The organism is Burkholderia sp. Ac-20379, from assembly GCF_017104645.1.
Taxonomy (GTDB): Bacteria; Pseudomonadota; Gammaproteobacteria; order Burkholderiales; family Burkholderiaceae; genus Burkholderia.
Map to the genome: position 1 here is coordinate 1 of NZ_JAAGPF010000694.1, position 1,482 is coordinate 1,482.

Consider the following 1,482-nt stretch of genomic DNA (forward strand, 5'->3'; position numbering starts at 1 on the left):
TGGCCAGCGGCAACGGCTCGCCCGCGCGCGGCGCCCAGTCGGGCGCGGCCAGCCAGGCCAGCGGCTCGGTGAACAGCAACTGGCCGCCCTCGCGCGGCGGATCCTCGCCCGGCTCGTGACGGATCAGGACGGCGTCGAGCCGCCGCTCGTCGTACTGCGCGAGCAGCGGGCCCGACGAGCCCAGGTGCATGTCGAGCGCCAGCGCCGGGTCGTGCCGGTTCAGGCTGGCCAGGAGCGCGGGCAGATCCGGCACCGCGACGTGCTCGCTGATGCCGAGCACGAGCCGGCGTGACTCGGCCGCCACCGCGCCCAGCGCGCGCGCATGGGCGTCGAGCAGCTCGCGCGCGGCCGGCAGGAACGCGTCGCCGTCGGCCGCGAGCCGCACCACGCGCGGCGTGCGCTCCAGCAGCGCGCGGCCCAGGTGCGCCTCCAGCCGCTTGATCTTCAGGCTGACGGCCGATTGGGTGGTGCCGAGCGCGTCGGCGGCGCGCGTGAAGCTGGCCAGATCGGCCACCAGCACGAAGGCGCGAACGGCGTCGAGATCGAGCGGTTTCATTTCAAGTGGAAATGGATGATATATGTATGGATGTCTGTTCATTATAAATGAGCGGGCCTAACCTGCGGGTGTGTCCTTTCTCAACCGTGTATCGCTCACCCAGGAGCCCGCCATGCCCATGACCCGTATCGCCATCCGCGAAGGTCGTTCCGCCGAAGATCGCCGCGCATTGTTCACCGGCATTCACCGCGCGTTGCAGCGCGCGTTCAACGTGCCCGAGGACGACATCTTCATGACCCTCACCCAGCACGGCGCCGACGATTTCGTCTACGGCCGCCACTACCTCGGCATCGAGCGCAGCGACGATCTGGTGATGATCCAGATCGCCGCGAACAACACGCGCACGCTCGAGCAGAAGCGCGAGCTGTACCGGCTGATCGTCGAGGAACTGGGCGCGTCGCCGGGCGTACGGCCCGAGGACGTGCTCGTCAATCTGGTCGAGGTATCGGTCGACAACTGGTCGTTCGGCATGGGCGTTGCGCAATACGCGAAGTGAACCCCGCGCGGCCGCAGCGGCCGCCTGCTGCCCTGTCTGACACCCCTGCTCGCCGGGCGGCGCGCCATGTACCATGAGCGGCATCGACAGCCGTCGACGGCCGCAGCCGCGCGGCGGACTGGCTGGCGAGCGGAGGTGTCATGACGCGTGTCCTCGAAATCGTGCTTGCCCTGCCGCTGCCTTCGGGCGGCGCGACGGCCCCGCGAAGGCGCGGCACTGCGCGGGCCGTGCGCGACTTCGGCATGGAGCTGGTGCGCGCGTGGCGGATCTGTCCGCCGGTGCGCATGAAGCGCGGTCACGAGCGGCTCGCGATCCGGCCGTTCGCGCTGGCCGAGGCGGTGCCGAAGGCCGCCGGCTGGTGCGCGTGGGTGGAGGAGATTGGAAGTGCGTCGTGCAGGGCAAGAGTGGAGGGGGCTGGGTAGGGCTGGGA

2 protein-coding genes and 1 pseudogene are annotated in these 1,482 nt (G+C 70.2%); 2 read left to right on the plus strand and 1 reads right to left on the minus strand.

What is annotated here, in order from left to right:
* Positions 1-556: LysR family transcriptional regulator (locus G3N92_RS34015; RefSeq protein ID WP_206131867.1), on the minus strand; the 556-nt coding region annotated here is incomplete at its 3' end.
* A gap of 112 nt (positions 557-668) precedes the next feature.
* Between G3N92_RS34015 and G3N92_RS34020 the strand changes: the two genes are divergently transcribed.
* Positions 669-1,052: a tautomerase family protein gene (locus tag G3N92_RS34020; protein ID WP_206131868.1), complete on the plus strand. Its 384-nt coding sequence runs from the start codon at positions 669-671 to the stop codon at positions 1,050-1,052.
* A gap of 140 nt (positions 1,053-1,192) precedes the next feature.
* Positions 1,193-1,372: pseudogene (locus G3N92_RS34025) on the plus strand (CHAD domain-containing protein); the annotation flags it as partial.
* Positions 1,373-1,482: the final 110 nt, after the last annotated feature.